16 protein-coding genes are annotated in these 23,193 nt (G+C 60.4%); 10 read left to right on the plus strand and 6 right to left on the minus strand.

Features of this window, described 5'->3' with window-relative positions; all coding sequences use genetic code 11:
- Positions 1 to 36: 36 nt before the first annotated feature.
- Entirely contained in the window at positions 37 to 708 is a 672-nt protein-coding gene (locus HALLA_RS14825) for a carbohydrate-binding family 9-like protein (protein WP_049954280.1), read from the plus strand.
- Between the two features lie 55 nt (positions 709 to 763).
- Here HALLA_RS14825 and HALLA_RS14830 read toward each other — a convergent pair whose 3' ends face one another.
- The 3 genes from HALLA_RS14830 to HALLA_RS14840 all read right to left on the minus strand — a co-directional run bounded on the left by HALLA_RS14830 (position 764) and on the right by HALLA_RS14840 (position 4,768).
- Complete coding sequence (locus HALLA_RS14830; protein ID WP_049954573.1) at positions 764 to 1,792, minus strand: GDSL-type esterase/lipase family protein; 1,029 nt, start codon at positions 1,790 to 1,792, stop codon at positions 764 to 766.
- 140 nt (positions 1,793 to 1,932) lie between these two features.
- Positions 1,933 to 3,060, minus strand: a complete 1,128-nt coding sequence (locus tag HALLA_RS14835) for a right-handed parallel beta-helix repeat-containing protein (RefSeq protein WP_242406223.1) — start codon at positions 3,058 to 3,060, stop codon at positions 1,933 to 1,935.
- A gap of 280 nt (positions 3,061 to 3,340) precedes the next feature.
- Positions 3,341 to 4,768 (minus strand): family 4 glycosyl hydrolase, encoded by a 1,428-nt coding sequence (locus HALLA_RS14840; protein WP_049954282.1) that lies wholly within the window; start codon positions 4,766 to 4,768, stop codon positions 3,341 to 3,343.
- Positions 4,769 to 4,900: 132 nt separating this feature from the next.
- Here HALLA_RS14840 and HALLA_RS14845 point away from each other — a divergent pair, with 132 nt between their 5' ends.
- On the plus strand, positions 4,901 to 6,274 hold the full coding sequence (locus tag HALLA_RS14845; protein ID WP_049954283.1) for a hemolysin family protein: 1,374 nt from the start codon (positions 4,901 to 4,903) through the stop codon (positions 6,272 to 6,274).
- 1,182 nt (positions 6,275 to 7,456) lie between these two features.
- Here the strand turns inward: HALLA_RS14845 and HALLA_RS14850 are convergent.
- The 3 genes from HALLA_RS14850 to HALLA_RS14860 all read right to left on the minus strand — a co-directional run bounded on the left by HALLA_RS14850 (position 7,457) and on the right by HALLA_RS14860 (position 11,845).
- Positions 7,457 to 8,533, minus strand: a complete 1,077-nt coding sequence (locus HALLA_RS14850; protein WP_049954284.1) for a mannonate dehydratase — start codon at positions 8,531 to 8,533, stop codon at positions 7,457 to 7,459.
- Between the two features lie 47 nt (positions 8,534 to 8,580).
- Entirely contained in the window at positions 8,581 to 9,735 is a 1,155-nt protein-coding gene (gene dgoD, locus HALLA_RS14855) for a galactonate dehydratase (protein WP_049954285.1), read from the minus strand.
- A 100-nt stretch (positions 9,736 to 9,835) separates the two neighbouring features.
- Entirely contained in the window at positions 9,836 to 11,845 is a 2,010-nt protein-coding gene (locus HALLA_RS14860) for a beta-galactosidase (RefSeq protein ID WP_049954286.1), read from the minus strand.
- Positions 11,846 to 11,980: 135 nt separating this feature from the next.
- On the opposite strand from HALLA_RS14860, the gene HALLA_RS14865 reads away from it, so the two are divergent.
- The 8 genes from HALLA_RS14865 to HALLA_RS14900 all read left to right on the plus strand — a co-directional run bounded on the left by HALLA_RS14865 (position 11,981) and on the right by HALLA_RS14900 (position 22,455).
- Complete coding sequence (locus tag HALLA_RS14865) at positions 11,981 to 12,205, plus strand: hypothetical protein (protein ID WP_049954287.1); 225 nt, start codon at positions 11,981 to 11,983, stop codon at positions 12,203 to 12,205.
- 372 nt (positions 12,206 to 12,577) lie between these two features.
- Positions 12,578 to 14,239 carry an ABC transporter substrate-binding protein gene (locus tag HALLA_RS14870; RefSeq protein ID WP_242406224.1) on the plus strand — a complete coding sequence of 554 codons (1,662 nt, stop codon included), beginning with the start codon at positions 12,578 to 12,580 and terminating at the stop codon, positions 14,237 to 14,239.
- A gap of 61 nt (positions 14,240 to 14,300) precedes the next feature.
- On the plus strand, positions 14,301 to 15,320 hold the full coding sequence (locus HALLA_RS14875; RefSeq protein WP_049954289.1) for an ABC transporter permease: 1,020 nt from the start codon (positions 14,301 to 14,303) through the stop codon (positions 15,318 to 15,320).
- Entirely contained in the window at positions 15,313 to 16,311 is a 999-nt protein-coding gene (locus tag HALLA_RS14880) for an ABC transporter permease (protein ID WP_049954290.1), read from the plus strand. Before HALLA_RS14875 ends, HALLA_RS14880 begins: the two co-directional genes overlap by 8 nt.
- Positions 16,312 to 16,380: 69 nt before the next feature.
- Positions 16,381 to 17,445 (plus strand): ABC transporter ATP-binding protein, encoded by a 1,065-nt coding sequence (locus tag HALLA_RS14885; RefSeq protein ID WP_049954291.1) that lies wholly within the window; start codon positions 16,381 to 16,383, stop codon positions 17,443 to 17,445.
- Positions 17,445 to 18,515 (plus strand): ABC transporter ATP-binding protein, encoded by a 1,071-nt coding sequence (locus HALLA_RS14890; protein ID WP_049954292.1) that lies wholly within the window; start codon positions 17,445 to 17,447, stop codon positions 18,513 to 18,515. The genes HALLA_RS14885 and HALLA_RS14890 overlap by 1 nt, the downstream gene beginning before the upstream one ends.
- A gap of 139 nt (positions 18,516 to 18,654) precedes the next feature.
- Positions 18,655 to 18,810, plus strand: a complete 156-nt coding sequence (locus HALLA_RS20690; protein WP_157231402.1) for a hypothetical protein — start codon at positions 18,655 to 18,657, stop codon at positions 18,808 to 18,810.
- A gap of 381 nt (positions 18,811 to 19,191) precedes the next feature.
- Positions 19,192 to 22,455 carry a family 78 glycoside hydrolase catalytic domain gene (locus HALLA_RS14900; protein WP_049954294.1) on the plus strand — a complete coding sequence of 1,088 codons (3,264 nt, stop codon included), beginning with the start codon at positions 19,192 to 19,194 and terminating at the stop codon, positions 22,453 to 22,455.
- Positions 22,456 to 23,193: the final 738 nt, after the last annotated feature.

The raw sequence follows: 23,193 nt of genomic DNA on the forward strand, positions 1-23,193 counted from the left end.
GGTACGTTATAGCCCCTCGAGTCTCGACCGTGTCCCATGAAGGAGTACACGATTACCCGCGCAGAAGGCGACGTTCCGCTGGGCGAGGCCGTCGACGGCACGCCGTGGGAGAACGCGCGACCGTTTCGTATCGACGAGTTCTCGTGGTACGAGGGCGGCCCGAAACCGCTGACGACCGGGCGCGCCTGCTACGACGACGAGGCGATCTATCTCCAGTTTTTCGTCGAGGACGACGATATCAGCGCCGACGTGACGACGCTCAACGGGCCGACGTTCGAGGACAGCTCCGTCGAGTTCTTCGCCGATCCGACGCCCGAGCAAGATTCCATGTATTTCAACTTCGAGCCGAACTGCTGTGGCCAGTTCAAGGTGGCCTGGCAGGAGGCCGGCTGGCAGGAACGGGGACTCGAGCGCGACCTCATCTCGCCCGAACTCGCGTCGCGGATTTCGATCGAAACGTCCGTCTCCGGCCCGACGACAACTGGTCGTCGGGAGGATAGCTGGTGGCTGACCGCTGCGATTCCGTTCGATGTCCTCTCGGAACTGACCGGCTACAACATTTCGCCGACCGCGGGGACGGAGTGGCGGGGCAACTTCTATCGCAGCGGCGTCGCGTCCGACTCCCAGAAGGCGACCTGGAACCCGATCGAGAAGCCCGAACCCGAGTATCACTCGCCGGAGTACTTCGGTCGCCTCCGGTTCGACTAATTCTGTTAGCGGGTCGACTGACTCCGCTCTCGCCGGTTTCAGCGGAGCGGTGCCATCAGTCCTCGAGCACCGCCTCGAGTTCGGCGGCGAGGTTCTCGCCCATCGTGATCATGGCGTTGTCACCCGGATGCACGAGATCGGGAGTGAGCCCTTCGATGGTCGGCAGGAGTTCGGGTCCTTCGAGGAGGTGGACGTTTTCGTGGGGCGTTTCGGCGACGACCGCGCGGAGTTCCTCGCGAAACCGCTCGCACAGTCCGTCGGGGTCTTCGCTTTGACAGACGTCTCGAGCGTTCCTGAATATGGTGATCGCGACGACCGGTTTGTCGGGGTTCGCGCCCGCAACGCGGTCGATCATCCGCTCCGCGCGGTCGCGAAACGTTTCCAGCGAGAAGGTGCCGACCATGTTCACCGAAATCGAGAGGGTGGCGATATCCCAGTCGTCGCGCGCTGCGATGTGATCCGCCATCGCGGCGTCGCAGTAGGCCGTCCCGCAGGAACCGAGATTGAGCAGATCGGCCTCGAGTCGACGCGCCGTCTGGCTAACGTAGGTCAGGTGCTCGCCAAGCGGCGCTTCCCCCTCGGTGATCGACGTGCCGTAGGCGAGGTACCGCCGGCCGGGCAGTTCGTCGTCGCGGGGCGGGCGAACCGTTCCCTCGAGGCCGTGATACACCATCGGTCCGCCGCGATGTTCGCCCGGCAGTTGAATCCGACAGACCCGCGGATCGAAGGCGAGGTCTTCGCGGGCTGACGGCTCGAGATCCGCAAGTTTCGCCGGGAGTTCGACCTCGAGCGTGGTAGGTTCGTCACCGACGACGACTTCGGTCGAGCCCTGAATCGGTCCCCAGAAGACTCTCACGGTTCCCTCCGCGGAACTCCCGCCGGGAACCGTCGAGAGCGTCACCGTCACGGGGCCGTCGGGAACGAACCGGAGTTCGACGCCCGCGGGGTGGCGCAGTCGCGACTGTGCGCCCTCGTTGAGTTCGGTTCGAACGACTTCGGGCACGCGCTGGATGAGGTGTCCGTCCCGATCCTCTGCAGGCAGGATCTCACCGACGTTGTGAAACTGGATGCCGTCGTAGTCCATATCGAAGCCGTAGCCGGGCACTCATATCAATCGTTTGGTGGCCCGACCAGGAGTCGACAGTTTGGTAGCCTGGCCAGGAGTCGACAACTTGGGTAGCCGACCGGGAGTTGACAGCGGTTCGAGGCGGTTCGCTGGCTCACTCACCCGCAGTAGGTATTGCCGCTGACCGTCGTACTGTCCGCGTACGTCTCGATCGCGCCGCTTGCGTTGTCACAGAAGTCGTTGCCGCTGATTTCGTTGCCTTCCGTGTCGGGTCCGGTCTCGTAGACCCCGTACTCGGCGTTGCCCGAAATCTCGAGATTCCGGACCGTGACGTTGCTCGTGTGCGGGTGGTCGCCACTGTCTCTCGAGTCGATGCGAATACCGCTGCTTCCGGTGTTCGTGATGGAACCGCCGTCGATGAGCGTGTCTCGCGTATCTTGGATGAGATTCCCGCCGTTGCCGTCGAGCGAGACGTTGTAGATCTCGATGCCGCCGCTGCCGGAGACGGTGAAGATTCCGCGACCGCAGTCGGTGGCGCTGACCTCGTTGACCGTGATATTCGGTCCCGCGCCGTTTGCGCACCGAAAGCCCGCGTAGCCGCCGCCCTCATCGGCTCGAGTCGCGTCGACCTGTTGGACGGTCGCATTCGTCGTGTCGTTCAACAATAAGCCGCAGCCGCCCGTATCGACCGTCTCGACGGTCCCGATATCGATGCCGTCGACGCCGTAGGTCTCGACCGCGTGATGTTGGGACCCCTCGACCGAAGCGTACTCGAGCGAGGCGTTCTGCGTTCGACCGCCGTCGCTGTCGTCGATTCGAACCCCGATTCCGACGTCCTCGGTCGCGTGTAGCGCCATGGTGATCGTCCCCAGTTGCACGTCCGAGCAACTCTGGATCCAGATGCCATAGCGGGGATTCCCTTCGATGGTGACGTTTTGGATCTCGACGGCCTCGGCGCTCTGTGCACGAAACGGGACGATCAGGTCCTCGCCGGTATCCTCCACGAAGATGGTCCCGTTGTGATCGATTACGGTGTGATTCGGGAGGTCGACGGCCTTGACGTCGCCGTCCCACGAATGGGGACCGACCGTCCCGGAGTTTTTGATCAGTACCCGTTCTTTCGAGGATCGGCCCGCAGTGAGGCTGTCGACGGCCGCCTGTATCGCATCGAGGTGATCTGTGCCCTCGTATACCGTCTGCTCGTTGGCAGCGTACCAGGTGTCTCCGTCTTGCCAGACTTCTGCGTCGTGGCTGCTCGCCTGCGCGGTCCCTATCGAACCTGCCACCAGTCCGGTGGCCGCAAGCGACAGTGCCCGCCGACGAGTCAATCGCGAGGCAGCGGTATTCGTTTCTCTGTGCGCTGGATCTCCTGTGTTATTATTTGTCATAATAACGGTTCTATATGTTCATTATCATTGTATTAAAATTTTTTCTGCTAATATGATATGACACAAGATATTCTCCCCCTTCAACAATGATGCCGATCCATCCGCATCTCCGAACTGCGAAGAACGCACCTCATCAGCGTTCGATCGCTCGGCCACGCTGCACAGTTCGGCCGCCGCGCTATCGCTCGAGCACGTCGGCGTCCGCCAGATCGTACGCCTGGAGGTACTCGCGCTCGAGGTCGACGAGTTCGACGAACAGGTCGCGTGCCTCTTCCCGGCCGATAGTGACGAGGGCGTCGTTGAGAAACGCCTGGAACGCGAGGTCTAAATCGCCGGCGAATCCGGCCTCGATCAGCGTCTCCTGGTTGTGGATGGCTCGCAGGACCATCGATCGCACCTCGCGTGGAAGTTCGCCGGCGGTAATCGGTGCGACGCCGCTGCCGGTGATCATCGCGTTCGTCTCGACGACCGCGCCCGTCGGGAGGTCCGGCGTCTGGCCCCGATTCGGGTAGTTGACGTGGGTTTTGATCGGCTCGAGTCCCACGAGCGCGCGCATGATGTCGACGACTTCCTCGCCGGACTCGGTGAACTCGAACGCCTCGTCGCCGGAGAGATATTGCTCCATCTTCGCCGGGCCTTCGGTATCGGTCGTCCGAGCCGAACTCGGCGTCAGCCGGAACCCCCAGCGCTGGATCTCCTCGGGGTCGTCGATGTCGAGATACCAGGGGACGAACTCGGCGAGGTGCCGATCGCCCGCCGCGCCGAGGACGCCGAACCGGTCGTAAAGGTCGAACGCGACCTCGTGGTGGTTCGTCCAGTAGGATTCGTCCTCGAAATCGCCGGGTTCGAAGCTCGGAATCGGCTTTCGTTCCTCGAGTTCCTGCTCTAGGTACTGGAAGACGTCGTGGCCGTTCCAGTGGACGTCGTCGATCCAGGTGAAGTGGTTGATCCCCTTTACGTTCACGTTGATTTCCTCCCCCGCGACGTCGTCGGCTTCGTCGACGTAGGTTTCGGCGACGTCCGCAAGCATGCGCTGAATCGCAAACACCTCGTGACAGAGGCCGATCGCGTTGATGTCCGGATACTCTTCGTAGAGCGCGCGCGTACAGACGGTCATCGGATTCGTGTAGTTGATGACCCACGCGTCGGGACACCGTTCGCGAACCGTCGCCGCGATTTCGCGGTACTGGGGGATCGCTCGCATAGATCGCAGGACGCCGCCGGGACCTACCGTGTCGGCGACGGGTTGATAGATTCCGTACTCCTGTGGTACGTCGATGTCGTGGACGAACGTCTCTTCGATCGGATCCTGAATCGAGCAGATGACGAAATCCGCGCCGTCGAGCGCCTCGTCGATGTCCCGACAGGCCTCGAACGACCAGTCGCCGGTCGCCTCCGGTCGGTCGACGAGCCCGTTTGCGAGTTCGGCGTTCTGTTCGGCGGCTTCGTACTCGACGTCGTAGAGCGACACCGTCCCGACGAGGTCGTCACACTGCAAGAGGTCATTGATAAGCGTGTGCGCCCAGCCGCGGCTGCCACCGCCGATATACCCGATCTTCGCCGACCGTTGAGACTGCGATGAGGACCGCTCCTCGAGTTGATGCATACGACCTGTACCGAACGTGGGGCATAAAATAGTTACCGTTGGCCCGCTTAGATTTCCGTTTCGGAGGATTTCGCGAGAACTGCGGAGCAATGTTTAATTGGCCGGCGTCAGTAGCTACTACGAACGAACTCGATGACACTAACACAATATCTCCTCGTGGCAGGTATTTCGGTCGATCAGGACCTGTTGACCGTCGTCGGTGGTTTCGCCCTACTCGTGTTGTTAGGTCTCTCGGCGTTTTTCTCCTCGTCGGAGCTCGCGATGTTCTCGCTGGCCAGACACCGAGTCGAAGCACTGCGCGAGGAAGGCGCAGCGGGAGCGCAAACGCTGGCCGAGTTGAAAGACGATCCGCACCGCCTTCTCGTGACGATTCTCGTGGGGAACAATCTGGTCAACATCGCGATGTCGTCGATAGCGACCGCACTCGTCGGGTTTTACCTCGACAGCGGACCGGCCGTTCTCGTCTCCACCTTCGGCGTAACTGCTGTCGTATTGTTGTTCGGGGAATCGGGACCAAAGTCCTACGCCGTCGAGAACACTGAATCCTGGGCCCTCAGGACTGCGGGTCCGTTGAAACTCTCCAAAACACTGCTCTTCCCGCTGGTCGTCGTCTTCGATCACCTCACGCGGCTGGTAAACAGCGTAACAGGCGGCCAGTCGTCGATCGAGGACTCCTACGTCAGCCGCGACGAGATTCAGGACATGATCGAGACCGGCGAACGGGAGGGCGTCCTCGAGGAGGGCGAAAAGGAGATGCTCCAGCGCATTCTACGATTCAACAACACGATCGCAAAGGAGGTGATGACGCCGCGACTCGATGTCGACGCGATCTCCAAGTCGGTCTCGATCGAAACGGCGATTCAGGCCTGCGTCCAGTCCGGTCACGAACGCCTGCCCGTCTACGAGGCGAGTCTGGACAACGTCATCGGCGTCGTCTCGATTCGCGACCTCGTCCGCGAGCACCTCTACGGCGAACGGACGGGAATCGAGCTCACCGATCTCGTTCAGCCGACGCTCCACGTCCCCGAGTCCAAGAACGTCGACGAACTCCTCGGAGAAATGCAAAGCGAGCGCGTCCACCTCGCCGTCGTGCTCGACGAGTTCGGAACCACCGAGGGAATCCTCACTACGGAGGACATCACCGAGGCCGTCGTCGGCGAACTGCTCGAGGAAGAAGAGGAACACCCGGTCGAATTCATCGACGAGAACACCGTCATCGTTCGCGGGGAGGTCAATATCGACGAGGTCAACGAGGCACTCGACATCGAACTCCCCGAGGGAGAGGAGTTCGAGACGATCGCGGGATTCATCTTCAATCGCTCCGGTCGACTGGTCGAGGACGGCGAAGTATTCGTCCACGACGACATCGAAATCCGGATCGAAGAGGTCGAGAATACCCGGATTACGAAATCGCGCATAACCAAAACCGTACCTGATGAGTCGTCCGAAGGCCTCGAGGAGGGCCCCGCCGAGTACGGTGAACTTAGCGACGAAGCAGAGACCTGATCGCGCGGATATCTGTTACCAACTGTTCTTTCTGCAGGGGCGAACGTTCTGTTGTGCTGTTTCTGTCCGGTTGTCGAGAGCCAGATTCAGCTACCATGGTCTTATAACCTCTATATTTGGGGGAAATTGACAGCTTGTTTGAGGATTTAACCGAGTAGAAATACACTACCGGATACGAACGAAAGGGGACGCCACACCGGTGAATCGATCGACCGGAGATCATGCGCTCGAGGGTCCGGAGGAGACCAGAACAGCGTTATAAATCAGCTTTACATACTGGCGTGTTACAGCCACAACCCCTCACTGGGGCCCTACGAGTCGTTTCTTGGACGTGTTTGTGAACGCATTGGTATTTCGAAGCGTCCATCAATACTTTCTGAGAGGCATCTCGATCACTGACGGATGGCACTGAGGCGGTGAGTCTTCCTACCCCAGTGGGTCTGGCACGATTGCTTCTATCCTGTTCCCTACTTCCGAACGGTAGTCCGCGATTTCGTTGTATCGCGACATGGTGGTCGACACCGCGTCGTGCAAACCATGCTGTGACAAAACAACGCATAACCTGTCCGGCAGCACCGAATATTTTCACAGATCTCTCTCTATAGGCTTCTCCTCGAGGAATTCGTCCGTGTAAACGAATAACTCTCACCCTCTGCCCGTCATTTACATATGTACCTTCGTAATTCTGGGCTGTCCATTGTCGAGCGGGGAACCTAATATTCCGGTGTGACCGAACGAACTCACCACATTCACCGGGGATTTTCGCTGAATTTCCTCTCGATATGCCTGTATTCACCGTACACGGCGCTCGAGTTCCTGTTTTCGGCGACGGCGGATGAGTGGGCGGTCGTCGGGCGAATCAACCTGACAAAATTGCCGCCGCTTTGTCGACTGACACTCCTTCTGTACGGTGATTACCATCAACGGACTCGGGCATCTGTGGTAACGTGATTGGCGCAAATAGTCCATAATCGCCGCCAGCGCACCCAGATCTTCTTCCTTCCCGAGGTTGCGTCCGTTCCAAAATCTCATCGATTACACCCCGGCGCTCGGTCTCGCCTTGCGAACGTGTGGTGTTGCATCCAGAACGGTTTCGGACCGTCGTCTCGCCGGACCGATACTGCACTCTCGTCTGCCTTCGTCCGTTCGGCCAGAAAGAATCGTGATCGGGGCCGGAAAACGCTATTCGCCCGGTGTTCCGCGGGGTGACTGTGTCGATTCGATTCCAACGGTTCCGATAACGCCGCGGAGATAACCGACCGTAAACCCGCGGGCTCGATGGCGCCAGTCGTCGTCGCCACACATTTTCGGCACGTGGTCGGGGATCACCGCTCCATCGAAGCCGATCTCCTGCAGCGTCCGAACGGCCTCGACGGTGTCGAAATTCCCGCGATCGACGAACGTCTCGTGGAATTTCGGGACCGTTCCGACGACATTGCGGAAGTGAATAAACACGATTTGATCGCGTTCACCAAACCGGCGGAGCACGTCGGTCACGTCTTCACCCATTTGCGAGAAACAGCCCAAACAGAGCTTTAGGCCGTGATTATCGCTCGGAACGAGGTCCATCGCCTTCTCGAAGTTTTCGACGTTCCGGAAGAGTCGCGGGATGCCACCGAGGGACTCGAGCACGGGCGGGTCGACTGGATGAAGCGCGAGGTCGACGCCGGCTTCCTCCGCGACCGGGAGCACGGTCTCGAGGAAGTGCTGGTAGTGCTCCCAGAACTCCGCTTCGGTGTAGGCGCGCTCGAGGCCGGGCGCGAGTTCGTCCGGTTCCTCGAGTTCGTCGTAATCGAACGCCGTGGCCTCGGCCCCGCCCCGCGTCTCGACCGGGGAGGTCCGCATCGGGACGACGCTCCGCGGGTTCCACTGATAGCCGAGGACCGGGATGCCGGCTTCGCCAAGATTGCGGATTAACGTCGTAATCTGCTCTAAGGCCTCGTCTGCGTCGTCGCGGCCGAACATAATGTCGCCGTACATCGAATACGGGAGCGACTGGATGCCGGTAAACGTGAGCCCTGCGTCTTCGATTCGGCTTTTCGCGGCGCGGAGTTCGCGAACGGACGGGATCTGGTCCGGACCGACGGCGATCGTCTCGGCTCCGTCCTGATCGTTGAAGTCGTCGGGTTCCTCCTCTGTGTCAGCGTGATCGACGAAAATGTCGGTCGCCCCGAGCTGGCGGATGTATCGTAATCGATTCCTCGAGAGGGACCTGGTTCGGACGCCGACGCGGACGGCAGCGTTGCTCGTACTGGCCATACTTCCTGACTCTTCCGGATCGCCTAAATGATTGCGGGGATTTGCCGTTACCACTCGGCGACGCTCCCGTCCTCGTGTCGCCAGACGGGATTGTGCCAGTCGTGGTCGACGCCCGTCTGGGCTCGGACGTGTTCCTCGTCGATCTCGATACCGAGGCCTGGATCGTTCGGAATCTGCACGTAGCCGTCTTCGTATTCGAAGACGGACGGATCGGCCAGATAGTCGAGCACGTCGCTGGTCTCGTTGTAGTGGATGTTCAGGCTCTGCTCCTGGATGAACGCGTTGTGCGAGCAGGCATCCACCTGCAGACAGGACGCGAGCGCGATCGGTCCAAGCGGACAGTGTGGGGCCATCGCCACGTCGTAGGCTTCGGCCATCGCGGCGATCTTCTTGACCTCCGTAATCCCGCCGGCGTGGCTGAGATCCGGCTGGATCACGTCGACGGACCCGTTCTCGAAGATTTCCTTGAAATCCCAGCGGGAAAACATCCGTTCACCGGTCGCGATCGGACTACTCGTGTGGGCGGCGATTTCGGGGAGCGCGTCGTTGTGTTCTGGGAGCACCGGCTCCTCGACGAACATCGGTTCGTGCGGTTCCAGCCGTTTGACGAGGCGCTTTGCCATCGGCTTCGAAACGCGACCGTGGAAGTCGACGCCGATGTCGACCTCGTCGCCGACGGCGTCGCGAACTTCGCGAAGCCGAGTGACGGCGGCTTCGACCGTCGCTGGATCGTCCACCCGTTCGATTTCTTCCGTCGCGTTCATTTTGAGCGCCGTGAATCCCGCTTCGACCTGCTCTCGAGCCTGTTCGGCGACGTCGGAGGGTCGATCCCCGCCGATCCACTGATAGACGCGGATCCGATCTCTGGCCGCACCGCCGAGTAACTCGTGGACGGGGACGCCAAGACGCTTGCCCTTGATGTCCCACAGCGCCTGATCAATACCCGCAATCGCGCTCATCAGAACCGGGCCGCCTCGATAGAACCCTCCGCGGTACATCGTCTGCCAGTGATCTTCGATTCGACTCGGGTCAGCCCCGAGCAGGTAATTGTCGAGGAGTTCCTCGACTGCGGTTCTGACGGTCTTTGCGCGACCTTCCACGACGGGTTCGCCCCACCCGACGGTCCCGTCGGATGTCTCGAGGCGCAAGAACAACCACCGCGGCGGCACTTCGAACAGTTCGTAATCAATAATTTCGGTCATTTATTCCCGCTGGGTCGTTTTCCCGCCGGCTCGGTTAATCGTTTCGGGAGGGTGTCTCGAGCCGTGACAACCTCGGGTGTTTCGATGCTGGCCGTCCGTGTCACTCGAGAATCCGCACAGAGAGTCCGTCGACGACGTCACCATCCGCAATCGAGAGATCGAACGGATCGATCGTCTCATCGCCGAGTCGCCACGAGGCTTCCCCCGTGAGATCCACGGTGATCGGGTCGCTTCCGAAGTTCATCACCCAGGTGTATCCCCCACGGTGGGCGACGCGGACGCCTCCGGGTAAGACCGCCGAACGCCGCACGCCGGCGCGCTCGAGAACCGACCCGACGAGATCGACCGCGAGATCTGGTTCGGGCCAGACGCCACAGTAGACGACGCTTCCCTCACCAATCCGATTTCGGACGGCCGCCGTCCGTCCGTCTTCGACTGCGTCCCCGTCGTACTCGAGTATCGGCTGTGCGCCGTCGGCCTCGAGCCATTCGGCCCACGTTCGGAACGCGTACCACGTCTGCGTGTCGTCGGTGCGAGAAACGGTCGCCTCGAGTTGGGGCGGTACCGACTCGTGCTGGTCGACGGTCGCGCCGACGAGGTCGGTGAGCGGGCCGGGTTGAACGCTCGAGGCGAGTTTTCCGTACTCGTCTTTGTGTCCCGTGCGCGGGCCGAGCAGTAGTTCGCCGCCGGATTCGACGAAGGCGGTCAGCCGGTCTGCCAGTTGCGCAGTTGCGAGGTGCACGGTTGGGGCGACGACCGCGTCGTAGGACTCGAGGGAGGTGTCCGGATGAACGATATCGACCTGGACGCCGTGGGATCGAATCCCGCCGTAGAACGCCTGTAAGAGCTGCCAATAGTCGAAATCGGGGGCGTGTGGTTGTTCGCCAAGTGCCCACGCGTTTTCGTAGTCGTGGAGGAGTGCAACTGGTGCATCGACATCGTCGACGTCGAACAGTTCCTCCGCGGCCTGGGTGGCGTCGTGATAGCCCCGATCCGCCGATCCGTCCTGCTTGCGGAGACCGGCGTGGTACTGTTCCTGTCCCTCGAGACAGCGCCGCCACCGGAAGTAGACCACGGCGTCGGCACCGTGGGCGGTCGCGTGGTGGGCCCAGAGTCGCATCGCGCCCGGCGCGGGCTGTGTGGAGTGGGGCGGCCAGTTGACGTCTCCGGGCTGTTGTTCCATCACCCAGAACGGTCGGTCCAGGACGCTCCGGTAGAGGTCGTGGTTGAACGAGAGCAAGTCGGGATTGCCGGCGCGAAGTTCGTCCGTGGACGCCTCGTCGACGGCCTGCTGGACGTGTCCGGTCGGGTACGAGTCCCACGAGATCAGATCGAGGTCCTCGCCCACGTCGTAGGCGTCCACCGACTCGAAGAGGTTCATGAAATTGTGCGTGACGAACCAGTCGTCGTTGGCCCCTCGAAGGATATCGGCCTGCAATCGGTTGTACTCGACGACGCTATCGCTCGAGAATCTGGCGAAGTCGAGCGCCAGCGACGGATGGTCCTGCGCCGGCGTGGGTCGCGGGATGTCGACCTGCTCGAAGTCATCGTATTGCTGGCTCCAGAAAGTCGTCCCCCACGCGTCGTTGAGGTCCGCAACCGAGTCGTACTCCTGGCGAACCCACGAGCGGAACGCGCTGGCACAGTCGTCACAGTAGCACCGAGTCGTGCCGTGACAGCCGTACTCGTTGTCGGTCTGCCAGCCGACGACGCGCGGGTCATCCGCGTATCGTTCGGCCAGTACCCGGACGACGCGTTCGGATTCCTCGCGGTAGGCTTCGGAGTTGAAACAGTAGTGTCGTCGGCTGCCGACCGATCTGACCGTCCCGTCCCGGTCCCGCTGGAGGATTTCGGGTCGCTCAGCGACCAGCCACCGCGGCGGTGCTGCAGTCGGCGTACACAGGACGACTTCCATCCCGTACTCGCCGATCAGTCCGATGATCTCGTCGAGCCATTCGAAGTCGAACTCTCCGCGTTCTGGCTCGAGCACCCGCCAGGAAAATTCGGCCATGCGAACGTACTCGATGCCCGCGTCGGCCATTTGCTGTACGTCCGTTTCCCACTGTTCGCGCGGCCAGTGCTCCGGAAAGTAGCATACTCCTATCGACATAGCAGAGGGTTCGTACCGGCCCTTGTAAACATTGTCATGCAGACTGCACGCAGCCACTTACGAGCCGAATTGACGACCCGGTCTCGAGGAAAAATCAGTAACCTTTGTGATGGATGAGCGTGAAAGACGGGTACGATGTCAGAAGCGACGTTCGTCGACGTGCTCTGTCGGTCCCGTCACAAGTTCCGGCTGCTGTTTATGGTGTCGGTGCTCTCGTTGGTGATCCTCGGTGTGGCACTACCGGCCATCGAACGGGGGACCGGAACGTACGTCATCACCGTCGTTCAGATCGTGACGTTCCTGGTGATCGGTTCGTTTTCGCTTGGGATGATGATACTCTGTTCCCGCCGGGCCGACTAATCTCGACACCACCGAACGGACCCAAACGGGGGCCCTTAAGGGTGTCTGTCACTTTCCCAAAGCGCTCGTCGGGACTTCGTTGACTGTGCCTCGCTCGCGGTGCTGTGGCTCCCACGGCGACTCGTAGCGTGGGCGCTCGCCTCGAGAGAATTCCCGTTTCTCAGTAGACGAGTACATCACCCTTCCCAGTGTCATCATCTATAATCAGTTACCGTAATTCATATATAGGTGGATTGTAACGTATAGTCCGTGGGAACAATGAGCAATGACAACAGTCGTTTTACCAGACGTACGTTTCTCGGCGCTAGCGGTGGCGCTCTGACGGCAGCACTCGCAGGATGTGCAGGTGGGGGAAGTAGTGATTCGACGTTCGTGACCGCATTCGAAGGTGGACGACCGCCGAATGAGGTTCACTTCAACCCCTGGAACCCGGCGAACTACGCCCAGACGTACAGTATCTACTGGCTCCAGCGAACAGTCTCCGCACACGGTGACGGAACCGTTACCACGGATTTCTTCGAGGAGATGAGCGTTGATGGACGGGAAGTCACAATCGAGTTTCCGACCAACTGGACGTACTGGAACGGCAACGACATCACCGCCGAGGACTATCTCGTTGCCGCGGAACTCGATCGCTACCAGGACCCCGAAGGATCGCCGATCGAGAGCAACGAACTCGTCGATGACTACACCATCCGGCGAACCTACAAAGAGCCGATCTCGCCGACGGTCGCACGATTGAACGCCGGCTACGGGATGGAAGCACCCAAATCGGTCTTCCGGGAATACCTCGATCGGTACGAGGAAGCCTCGAGCGAGAGCGAACGCCAGGACGTCACCGACGAACTCCTCCAGATGACGATTTCGACCGAGGAGTTCGTCGAGCAAGGCCTCGGCAGTACGCTGTTCAAGATCGAGGACTTCAACTCCTCGGAGACGCTCGCGGTGAAACAGGACGACCATCCGTGGGCGGACCGAACGGACATCGAGGAGATCCGCGTCCTCCCGAACGTCGAATCTGGCACGAGCGTTCGGGAACTCGAGCGAAACAACGAACTCGACATGACCCAGTACATCACCGACGATATGGCGTCTGGGTACCCGGACAACCTCGAGAACATCTACGAACTGAGTCACTACAACTGCCAGAAATTCATGTTGAACTGGGAGAACGAGCACCTCGCGAACAGATCGGTTCGACGAGCGATCATCTCGGCGATAGACATCCCGTCTATCGTGGAGGGGGCGACGCAAACAGGCATGCTCGCATCGCCAACGAAGGTCCAGACCGGGATCCGAGAGACGATCGAAGACAGATACCTGGGGGACGGGTTCACCGACCAACTCATTCAATATCCCATCGAAGCCGACGAGGAAACGGCGACTGAATACATGGAGGAAGCCGATTATTCGATGGAAGACGACACGTGGGTTAGCCCAGACGGCGAACCCGTCGAGTTCAATATCATCACGCAATCGTCGAACGCACAGGTACAGCAGGCGAACACATTCGGCGATCAGTTAGCCAGATTCGGAATAAACAGGGAGGTTACGACCGTCGGCCAGGATTACTACTCGCGAGTCCAAAATTGGGAGTTCGACATCGCCTGGATGTGGCACGTTGCATTGCCGTACTGGCACCCGACGGCGTACTTTTCGAACAATTTCTACGGCGTCCTCGCAGGTGATCTGGACTCGGACTCAGCTACCGGTCCGACCGGCGTTCCGTTCGAAACCGAAATTCCGGAAGAGGTCGGTGCCGAGGAAGTCAGTGGCAGCGGCGTCGAGATCAATCCAGCAGAACTGATGAACCAACTGACCGCCGCGTCGTCCGAGGAAGAGACGATCGAGCTCACGGAACAACTCGTCCAGTGGGTCAACTACGACCTGCCGTCGATCATCCACATGCAGGAAAACCGTGGATTCGGCGGCGACGTCGAGAACTTCAGCTTCCCCGACCCGGACGAAACTCGTCTCGATCACCCGAATCCCGGTCCGTGGGCGTTGACCAGTGGACACATTTCGATGAAATAATCCATCTCGATCCAGAAATTAGAGAACTACCTACGCAATACGAGACCATCTGAAATGAGATATGAATGGTAACTATTTGTTGAAACGCGTCGGACAGGCAGCGCTGACGTTCGTTGCGACGGTAACGCTGACGTTCGTCCTGTATCGGATGATGCCGGGCGGTCCAGCACAAGCGCTCGAGAACGTCATCCTCCAACAGCAATCGTCAGGAGGCAATACGATCGACCCCGAACGGATCGAGCTGTTGGTTTCACAGTATACGAACCTCGAGAGCGACGCACCGCTGTACGAACAGTACTACCAGTACATGCACAGCGTCTTCATCGAGCAAGACCTCGGGGAGTCGCTCTACTCAAATGATACCGTGACCCACCTGCTGGCCGAACGCATCCCCTGGTCGATGCTCATCAGCGTCTATGCGATGGTGATCGGCTACACCGTGAGCATCGTCCTCGGCGCGATGATGGCGTTCAAAGAGAAGTCCCGATTCGACTCCATCTCGTCGGTGGTCCTCATCGGCCTCAACTCGACGCCGTACTACGTCGTCGGGGTTTTGCTCATTTTCTTCTTTAGCATCCGGTACGAGTTCTTCCCGAGAGGCGGCCGTGTCGGGCTGGGTATCGACCCGGGCTTCAATCTCGCGTTCATGCAGAGTATCGCCTATCACGCCATGCTCCCCGTGTTCTCGATGAGCGTCCTCGGACTCGGCACCGCACTGACCATGCGAGGGAACTCCGTTCGTGTGCTGGGCGAGGATTACCTGCGCGTCGCGAAACTTCGCGGCCTGCGAAACTCTCGCATCGCGACCCAGTACGTGGGGCGCAACGCAATCTTGCCGATGTACACGCAGTTCATGATCGGTATCGCGGGCGTGCTCAGTAGTTCGGTCATCGTCGAGGAAATCTTCACGTACCCCGGCGTCGGACTGCTGGTCTACGATGCCATCCAGGTGCGTAACTACCCCGTTCTCATGGGCTCGCTGATCGTGTTTACTCTCATCACCGTTATCGCGATTCTGATCGCTGACCTGACCTACGGCTTCGTCGATCCTCGAATTTCGACTGGAGGAGATAATGAGTAGCAACCGACCTGACGACCAGGAGGGACTCGAGTCCCTCTTCGAGACAGATATTGATCGAGAACCGGTGTCGCGATCCGAGCGGTTCAAGCGCCAGTTCGACCTGTACGTCCTCGCGCCGTGTCGCGTCGCGATGACCGACTGGCGGGCCGTCCTCGGAACCGCGATTCTCACCGTCTTCGTACTGATGGGGACCCTCGGCGTCTGGCTCGTTGATCAACCCTTGAGCGGAGACGCACCAAATCTCGTCCCACCGTTTCAGAACACCGAGTACATTCTCGGCACCGATATGAACGGCGAGCCGATCTTGGCTCAACTCATCCACGCGACGCCGGACATGTTCCGGATGGTGTTCGCCGGCGCCGTCGTGAGCATCGGGTTCGCGGCGATCGTGGGCGTCGTCTCGGGCTTCCTTCGCGGAACGATGGTCGATAGGTTACTGATGGGAGTAACGGACATCATCATCACGATTCCCGGCTTGCCGCTGGTGATCGTGCTGATCGCGATCTTTCAGCCGACCGATCCGTACGTTATCGGCGTCTTGCTCGGCCTCGACAACTGGCCCGGACTGGCCAGAACCGTCCGATCACAGGTGCTGAGTATCAGGGAGGAATCCTACGTCGAGGCGTCCCAGATCATGGGCATCTCGACGGGGACGATCCTTCGCCGGGACGTCCTCTCCCAGCTCATGCCCTACATCACCGTCAACTCCGCGTTGGCCTCGCGACGGATCATTTTCGAGTCCGTCGGGCTGTACTTCCTGGGGATTCTGCCGTTCACGACGTTCAACTGGGGCGTCATGATGAACCTCGCGTACGAAAACCACGCGCTCAGTACGCCGGATATGTACCACACGCTCGCGCTCCCCCTGCTGACCATCTTCATGATGTCGTTCGGACTCGTCTTGCTCTCACAGGGGCTCGACAGCGTGTTCAACGTCCGACTCAGAGCGCGACATGCCTCGACGATCGACGACGACGGAGGGCCAAACTGATGAGCCGAGTAACCGACCGAGCCAACAACCACATGCGAGTAACTGACCATCACCACTCGAGGACGACTCATGAGTAAGACAGACCCGATCGTGGAGGTTCGAGACCTCGACGTCACGTTCCAGATGAATCGTGGGCAATCACGCGTCGTCCGCGACGCCGATATCGACGTCTTCCGGAACGAGACGCTCGGCATTATCGGCGAGAGCGGCAGCGGGAAATCGATGCTCGCGTCGTCGTTTCTCAACGCCGTCGTCGAACCGGGCGTCTCGACCGGCGACGTGACGTACTATTCGCACGACGGAGAGCCAACCAATGTTCTGGAGTTATCCGAATCCGAACTGGACCGATTCCGCTGGGAGGAAGTCGCCATGGTGTTCCAGGGCGCGATGAGTTCGTTTAACCCCGTCCTGAAGATTCGGACTCACTTCAGGGAGACGCTGCAGGACCACAACCGCGACGTGGGCGCAGGAATGCAGCGCGCACGCGAGCTCTTAGAGAGCGTCTACCTCGACCCGGATCGAATTCTCGATTCCTACGCGCACGAGCTCTCCGGCGGGATGAAACAGCGGGCGCTCATCGCGCTCTCGCTCGTCCTCGAGCCGGAGCTACTCGTGCTCGACGAGCCGACGGCGGCGCTGGACCTGCTGATGCAGCGATCGATCGTGACGCTCTTGGAGCAACTGCAGGACGAGTACGACCTGACGCTCGTGTTCATCACGCACGACCTGCCACTGTTGACGAAGTTGGCCGACCGGATTGCCGTCATGTACGCCTTCAACATTATCGAGATCGCGACGACCGAGGATATCCTCTACGATGCCTCACATCCGTACACGCGCGCATTGTTGGATACGACGCCGGATCTGAACGTGCCGGTCGAGGAGATGAACATCATCGAAGGCAGCAAGCCGGATCCGGTTGACCAGATTCCGGGCTGTTCGTATCACCCTCGGTGTCCGATGGCCGATTCGCAGTGTCGAGCAGAAGAGCCGCCGATGCTGGCTGTCCGCGACGGCCACGAATCGGCGTGTTTCTACCACGACCAGGCAGCGGAGGCGGTTCCGATCAGCGCCGCGCCGGACACCCGGCCGGCGACGAGCAAAAACGCCGCGACCGACGGGGGTGACAACTGATGGCGACGTCCGAACCGGTGCTCTCACTGGATAACGTTTCCGTCGAGTTCACCGATGACGGCGGCTTGCTCAATATGTTCGGCGACTCCGAAACCGTCAGAGCGGTCAATGACGTCTCCCTCGAGTTCGGCGAGCAGGAGACGCTCACCCTCATCGGGGAGAGCGGATGTGGAAAGTCCACGCTCGGCAAGACGGCGATTGGGGCCCAAAAGCCGACCAGCGGCTCCATCAGCTACCGCGGGCAGGATATCTGGGCGGCGCGAAACGGGTCGGGCGACGTCTCGATTCCTTTCGACGAAATCCGCCACTCGCTCCAGATCATCCATCAGGATCCGGGCAGCGCGCTCAATCCGAACCAGCGAGTTCTCACTTCGCTTTTGTTGCCGCTCCAGAAGTGGTATCCCGACCTCAGCCGCGAGGAGTGCGAAGAGCGCATCCATACGCTGTTCGAACGGGTCGGCATGTCGCCGCCGGGAGACTACCTCAACCGGTATCCGCACCAGTTGAGCGGCGGGGAAACCCAGCGCGTGGTTCTCGTGCGTGCGCTCCTGTTGAATCCCGATCTGATCCTCGCCGACGAGGCGATCAGCGCGCTCGACGTCTCACTGCGCGTCGAGATGATGGACCTCATGCTCGAGTTGCAGGATCTGTTCAACACCTCCTATCTCTTCATCTCCCACGACCTCTCGAACGCACGGTATATCGCCGAAAAATCCGGCGGCCGGATCGCGGTGATGTACCTGGGTGAGATCGTCGAGATCGGGACGGTCGACGAGATCGTCGAGAACCCGCAGCATCCCTACACGAAAGCGCTGCAGTGGGCGACGGCGAACCTCTACGAAGACGAACCGGACGACGAGTTCCCACTGCGAAAAATCGACGTGCCCGACCCGACGGATCTCCCGTCGGGCTGTCACTTCCATCCGCGGTGTCCGAACGCTCGAGAGGTGTGCCAACAACAGCATCCAGGCCGGATCCACGCGAATGGCAACGCAGAAAACTACGCACGATGTTTCCGTGCCGATGAGGACCACGAGTACTGGAACAGTCCCAAGGTGACCGACGAGTAATCAGTCGTCGATCTCACTCTCAAAATACCAACAAACAAATATGTCATCAACAAGTAACCAAGACAACGTGTCATCGTCGGACGAACCGAGCACAACAGCGCCCCTGAGTGTGCGAATTCCTGGCAGTCTCGGTGTATGGGTGTCGTTCATAGTCGCCATCCTGTTGCTCCTCAGTGGAATGCTGTTGTTCGATGGACCGATGGCTGGCGTACTCGGCCTGTGGGGACTGTCGCTTCTCGGGGTCACGGTCGTCGGTGTCTTCGCGTACCGACTCTGGTACCAGTACGGGTCCTGAGAACCCACTGATCACACGCTTTTGGTATCATCGTTCGACAGGAGAACGCAATCGCAAGCAATTTCAATGAGATTCGATCCAATAGAGTTATTAGCCACTCTAGTGCTTCAATGAAGCGGGTTCTTGGACATAGAGCCGTTATTGTTTCTCGCTTCCACCCTTCGATCTGGACACCGAGTCTTCCGCAGAACACTGTCTTCAATAGATCATCGTATTTTCGACGGACGCGACTGTGTCCACTCTGCAGACCAGTTCCGAATGGTCGGTATACGCGTCTCGTTCCGCGTTTCCGAAGCAGGGATAAACGGCGACGAACCGAACAGAGGGGAAATGAGTGTTCACCGCACAATCCTTAAGGTAGTTCCTCGAAACCTATGAACGATGTCCGCATTCGGTCAGGACGGGCGCTGTCGACCAACGGAACTCCGCGTCGAATACGAACGGAGTCCCGCGAATCTCGAGCCGACGCGACCGCCGCGGTTCTCCTGGCGCGTCGACACGGATCGTCGCGGCGCTCGCCAGACTGCCTACCGACTCGTCGTCAGTCGGAGACGCGACGCCGCGGCGAACGGTCGAGGTACTCTTTGGGACTCCGGGCGTATCGAATCGACCGCGGCGACGAACGTCGAATACGATGGCGTCGAACTGAACGCCGACGAGACGTACTACTGGTCGGTGACAATCTGGACTGACGCCGGCGAATCCGAGTGGGCCGAACCGTCGTCGTTCTCGACGGCGCTCGAACCGGCGGACTGGCGGGGCGAGTGGATCGCCCACCAGCCTGGCGACGGAGACACCAACGGATGGCGGAGTCGATGGCGTCGTCCGGACGAGAACGCCGAGGAGTGGGTGCAACTGGATCTCGGCGAAGTCCGGACGCTCTCCGAAATCTCACTCCACCCGACAGATCCAATTTCGGTCGTGCGCACGCCCGACGATATCCCCGTCACGATGGCGTGGGAACGTCGAGCCCTCGACGGGTTCGGCTTTCCCAACGCGTACCGCGTCGAGATCGCCTCGGATCCCGAATTCGAGGAGGCCGTAACCGTCGCCGATACGACGCTATCGGGCGCGGACGAGACTGTAACCGACAGCATTTATCAGGACGAGACGTTTTCGGTTCAGACTCACGAATGCCCTGATAGTAGCGCTCGATATATCCGTGTCACGGCGACCGAACTCCACGAGATCGTCCCGCGGAACAGCCCCAGTTCCGACGAGCAGGATGCCGATCGAAAGACCGTCCAAACCAATTCGTGGCAATGTTTCGCGCTGGCTGCGCTCACCGTCACGGGGACCGACGGCGACGACCTCGCGCGGGGTGGTACGGTGACGGCATCCTCGAGCGTCGAGTCCGATACGTGGGGCCGTGAACAGCTCGTGAACGGCCATACCGCGTCGACGATGGCGAGCACCGCTCCCCTGTTGCGCACCGAGTTCGAACTGGAGAAGCCGGTCAGATCGGCGCGGGCCCACGTCGCCGCCGTCGGGTACGGCGAACTGTACGTAAACGGCGAGCGGATCGGCGACCGGAAGCTCGATCCGGCGTGGACGGACTACGAGAAGCGCGTTCTCTACACGACCGACGACGTCACCGACCGGTTGTCCGAAGGCGAGAACGCGCTCGGCCTGTGGCTCGGTCGCGGCTGGTTTGCGAAAGGGGGCTTTCACTGGGTCGGAGACGGCTCACCGCGGGCCCGCGTCACCCTCGCCGTCGAATTCGAGGACGGGACGACCCGCACTCTCGCGACGAACGGGAACTGGCGAGCGACCGAGAGCCCGCTGGTGGAAAACGACATCTACGACGGCGAGCACTACGACGCCCGCCGCGAACGGGACGGCTGGAGCGCCTCGGGCGTCGACGATTCGGACTGGGACGGTGCGACAGTCGTCGACGCACCCGGCGGAACGCTCCGCCCCGAGCGCATCGAACCGATGGGCGTGGTCGAAACGTTCGACGTCGAAGCGGTCCACGAGAACCCGAATGGTCCCATTCTCGACTTCGGGCAGAACTTCGCCGGTTGGCTCGAACTCGAGATCGAGGATCCAGACCGCGGCGACGAGATCACGCTCAGCCACGCCGAGACGCTGACAGACGACGGCGACCTCTCGACGGCCGACCTCCGGACCGCCGACGCGACGGACACCTACGTCACCCGCGGGGACGACGTCGAGACCTACGAGCCGCGCTTTACCTATCACGGCTTCCGGTACGCCCAAATTTCGGGCTATCCGGGCGAGTTCGACCCCGAGAACGTGACCGCGAAGGCGGTGACGACGGCGATGGACCGACGCGGCGAGTTCGCCTGCTCGAGTGAGGAACTGAACCGGGTCCAGCAAAACGCCGTCTGGGGGCTCCGAAGCAACACACACTCCGTCCCCGAGGACTGTCCCCAGCGCGACGAGCGCTTCGGCTGGACCGGCGATGCGCACGTCTCGACTCGCTCGTTACTGTTCAACTTCGACGCCGTCCGCTTCGAAGAGAAGTGGACGAGAGACCACGACGCCGCCGCCTCGGCGATGGGCTACGTTCCCGATGTCGTTCCGAACAAGGCCTTCGAGGCTCCCGCCGATCCGACGTGGTCGATCACGCGCGTGATGGTCCCGTGGTACTGCTACCTACACGACGGCGACGAGCGCGTTCTCGAAGAGCACTATGGCGGAATGCGTGACTACGTCGACTACTGGACCGGCGTCGCCGAGGATGGCATCGTCCCCGACGCGTACGGGAAATACGGTGACTGGCTGGCGTTCGAGAACACCGACGGCCGGCACGGGCTGCCGTACGATCTGTTCAACACGGCGTTCGTCTACCGGGTGACCGATACCTTCGCGAAGATCGCTAGCGTCCTCGGCAACGAGGCCGACGCAGAAACCTACCGTGACCGTGCGGACTGCATCGCCGCCGCATTTGACCGGGAGTTCTTCGATCCCGAGACGGGCGTCTACGGGCCGGGAACGCAGTCGTCGTCTGCTGTCCCGCTGTTTTTCGGAATGGTTCCCGAAGAACACATAGAGCGGGTCGCCGAGAACCTTGCAGCGAAAGTCCGCGCTGACGGCGGCACGCTTCAGAGCGGGTTCCTCGGGACGCGACCGCTGATCCACACCCTCGCCGAGCACGGGTACGACGAGCTGGCTTACGAGGTGGTCAGTCAACCCGAACAACCGGGCTGGGTCTACATGGCTCGCAACGGCGCGACGACGATGTGGGAGCGTTGGGACTCCGACGAGAGCGTCGGATCCGGCATGAACTCGCTGAATCACTCGCCGTTCACGCACGTCTCCGAGTTCTTTTACGAAGTGCTCGCGGGGGTCACACTCGAGGACGTGCCGGTGACCGAGCACGTGACGATCGCCCCCTCGATCGTCGCCGACCTCGAGTGGGTCTCGGGGAGCATCGAAACGCGAGCGGGCGAGTTGGCCGTCGAGTGGGAGCGCGACGGCGACGCCTACGAGCTCGCGGTGACGGTTCCTTGGAACGGGCGAGCGACAATTCGGCTTCCGGAAGCGGCAGACGCGACGGTGACGGAGTCGAACACCGTGTTGGTCGAAGACCCGACTGATGGCGTCCGCTCGGTCGAAAACGAGGATGACGACCTCGTCGTCGAGGTCGGCGCAGGCGACTACGAGTTCTCGGTTCGGTGACGATCACCGCTACCGAGAGCGTGACCCGCCAAGTGAAACGATCGGGCGCGACCCGACCCCTCGAGGGTGGCGATAGATTCCGATTACGCGGAGGAAATACGAAACATCGCGACGTCGTGTGGGCCGACTACAGCTCTGATTTCGTTCTCGATAGTCCAGGATTCGTCGTCGAGGAGACTCGAGACGCGGTACGTGTCGGCGGCCGCGCGCGCTCGAGGGACGGTCGATCTCGTCGACGCGGGTCGCGATTCGGTGTCGCTTGCGGTTAAATGGGATAACCGCACACTCACGGCTGGCGAGTCGCGGACTCGTCTCGCGAGATATCGATGTGTTCGTTAGTTGATACCGGCCGCTCGAGTTTGTCTGGAATGATGGCAGTGGTTTTAGACATACTCCCTTATCGATAAATCCACCGATCAAACAATAAAATAACATGTTTGATAGTGTCGGATTCCACATTTCGATATAGGTGAGACATCACGTCGACGAGCGTGATCCAACGCGCTTATTTGATATTTCAAGTGCACCGTTATCATTTATGACAAAAATTTGGTGTTTTATTATCGTCATCATTCCAAACAGCAGTAGGGGTGGTACCAGGTACCTGGCATACGATCTGACTAGAACTTACATCGAGCAATAGTTGCTGTGGATCGATACTAGGATTTCTTGGCTGCACTGAAAAGTAGTAATGATCGGTGAGATCGTGTGATTCGCCTCGAGTTGTCTTCCAGTATC

The organism is Halostagnicola larsenii XH-48 (assembly GCF_000517625.1).
In the GTDB taxonomy this organism is placed as follows: Archaea; Halobacteriota; Halobacteria; order Halobacteriales; family Natrialbaceae; genus Halostagnicola; species Halostagnicola larsenii.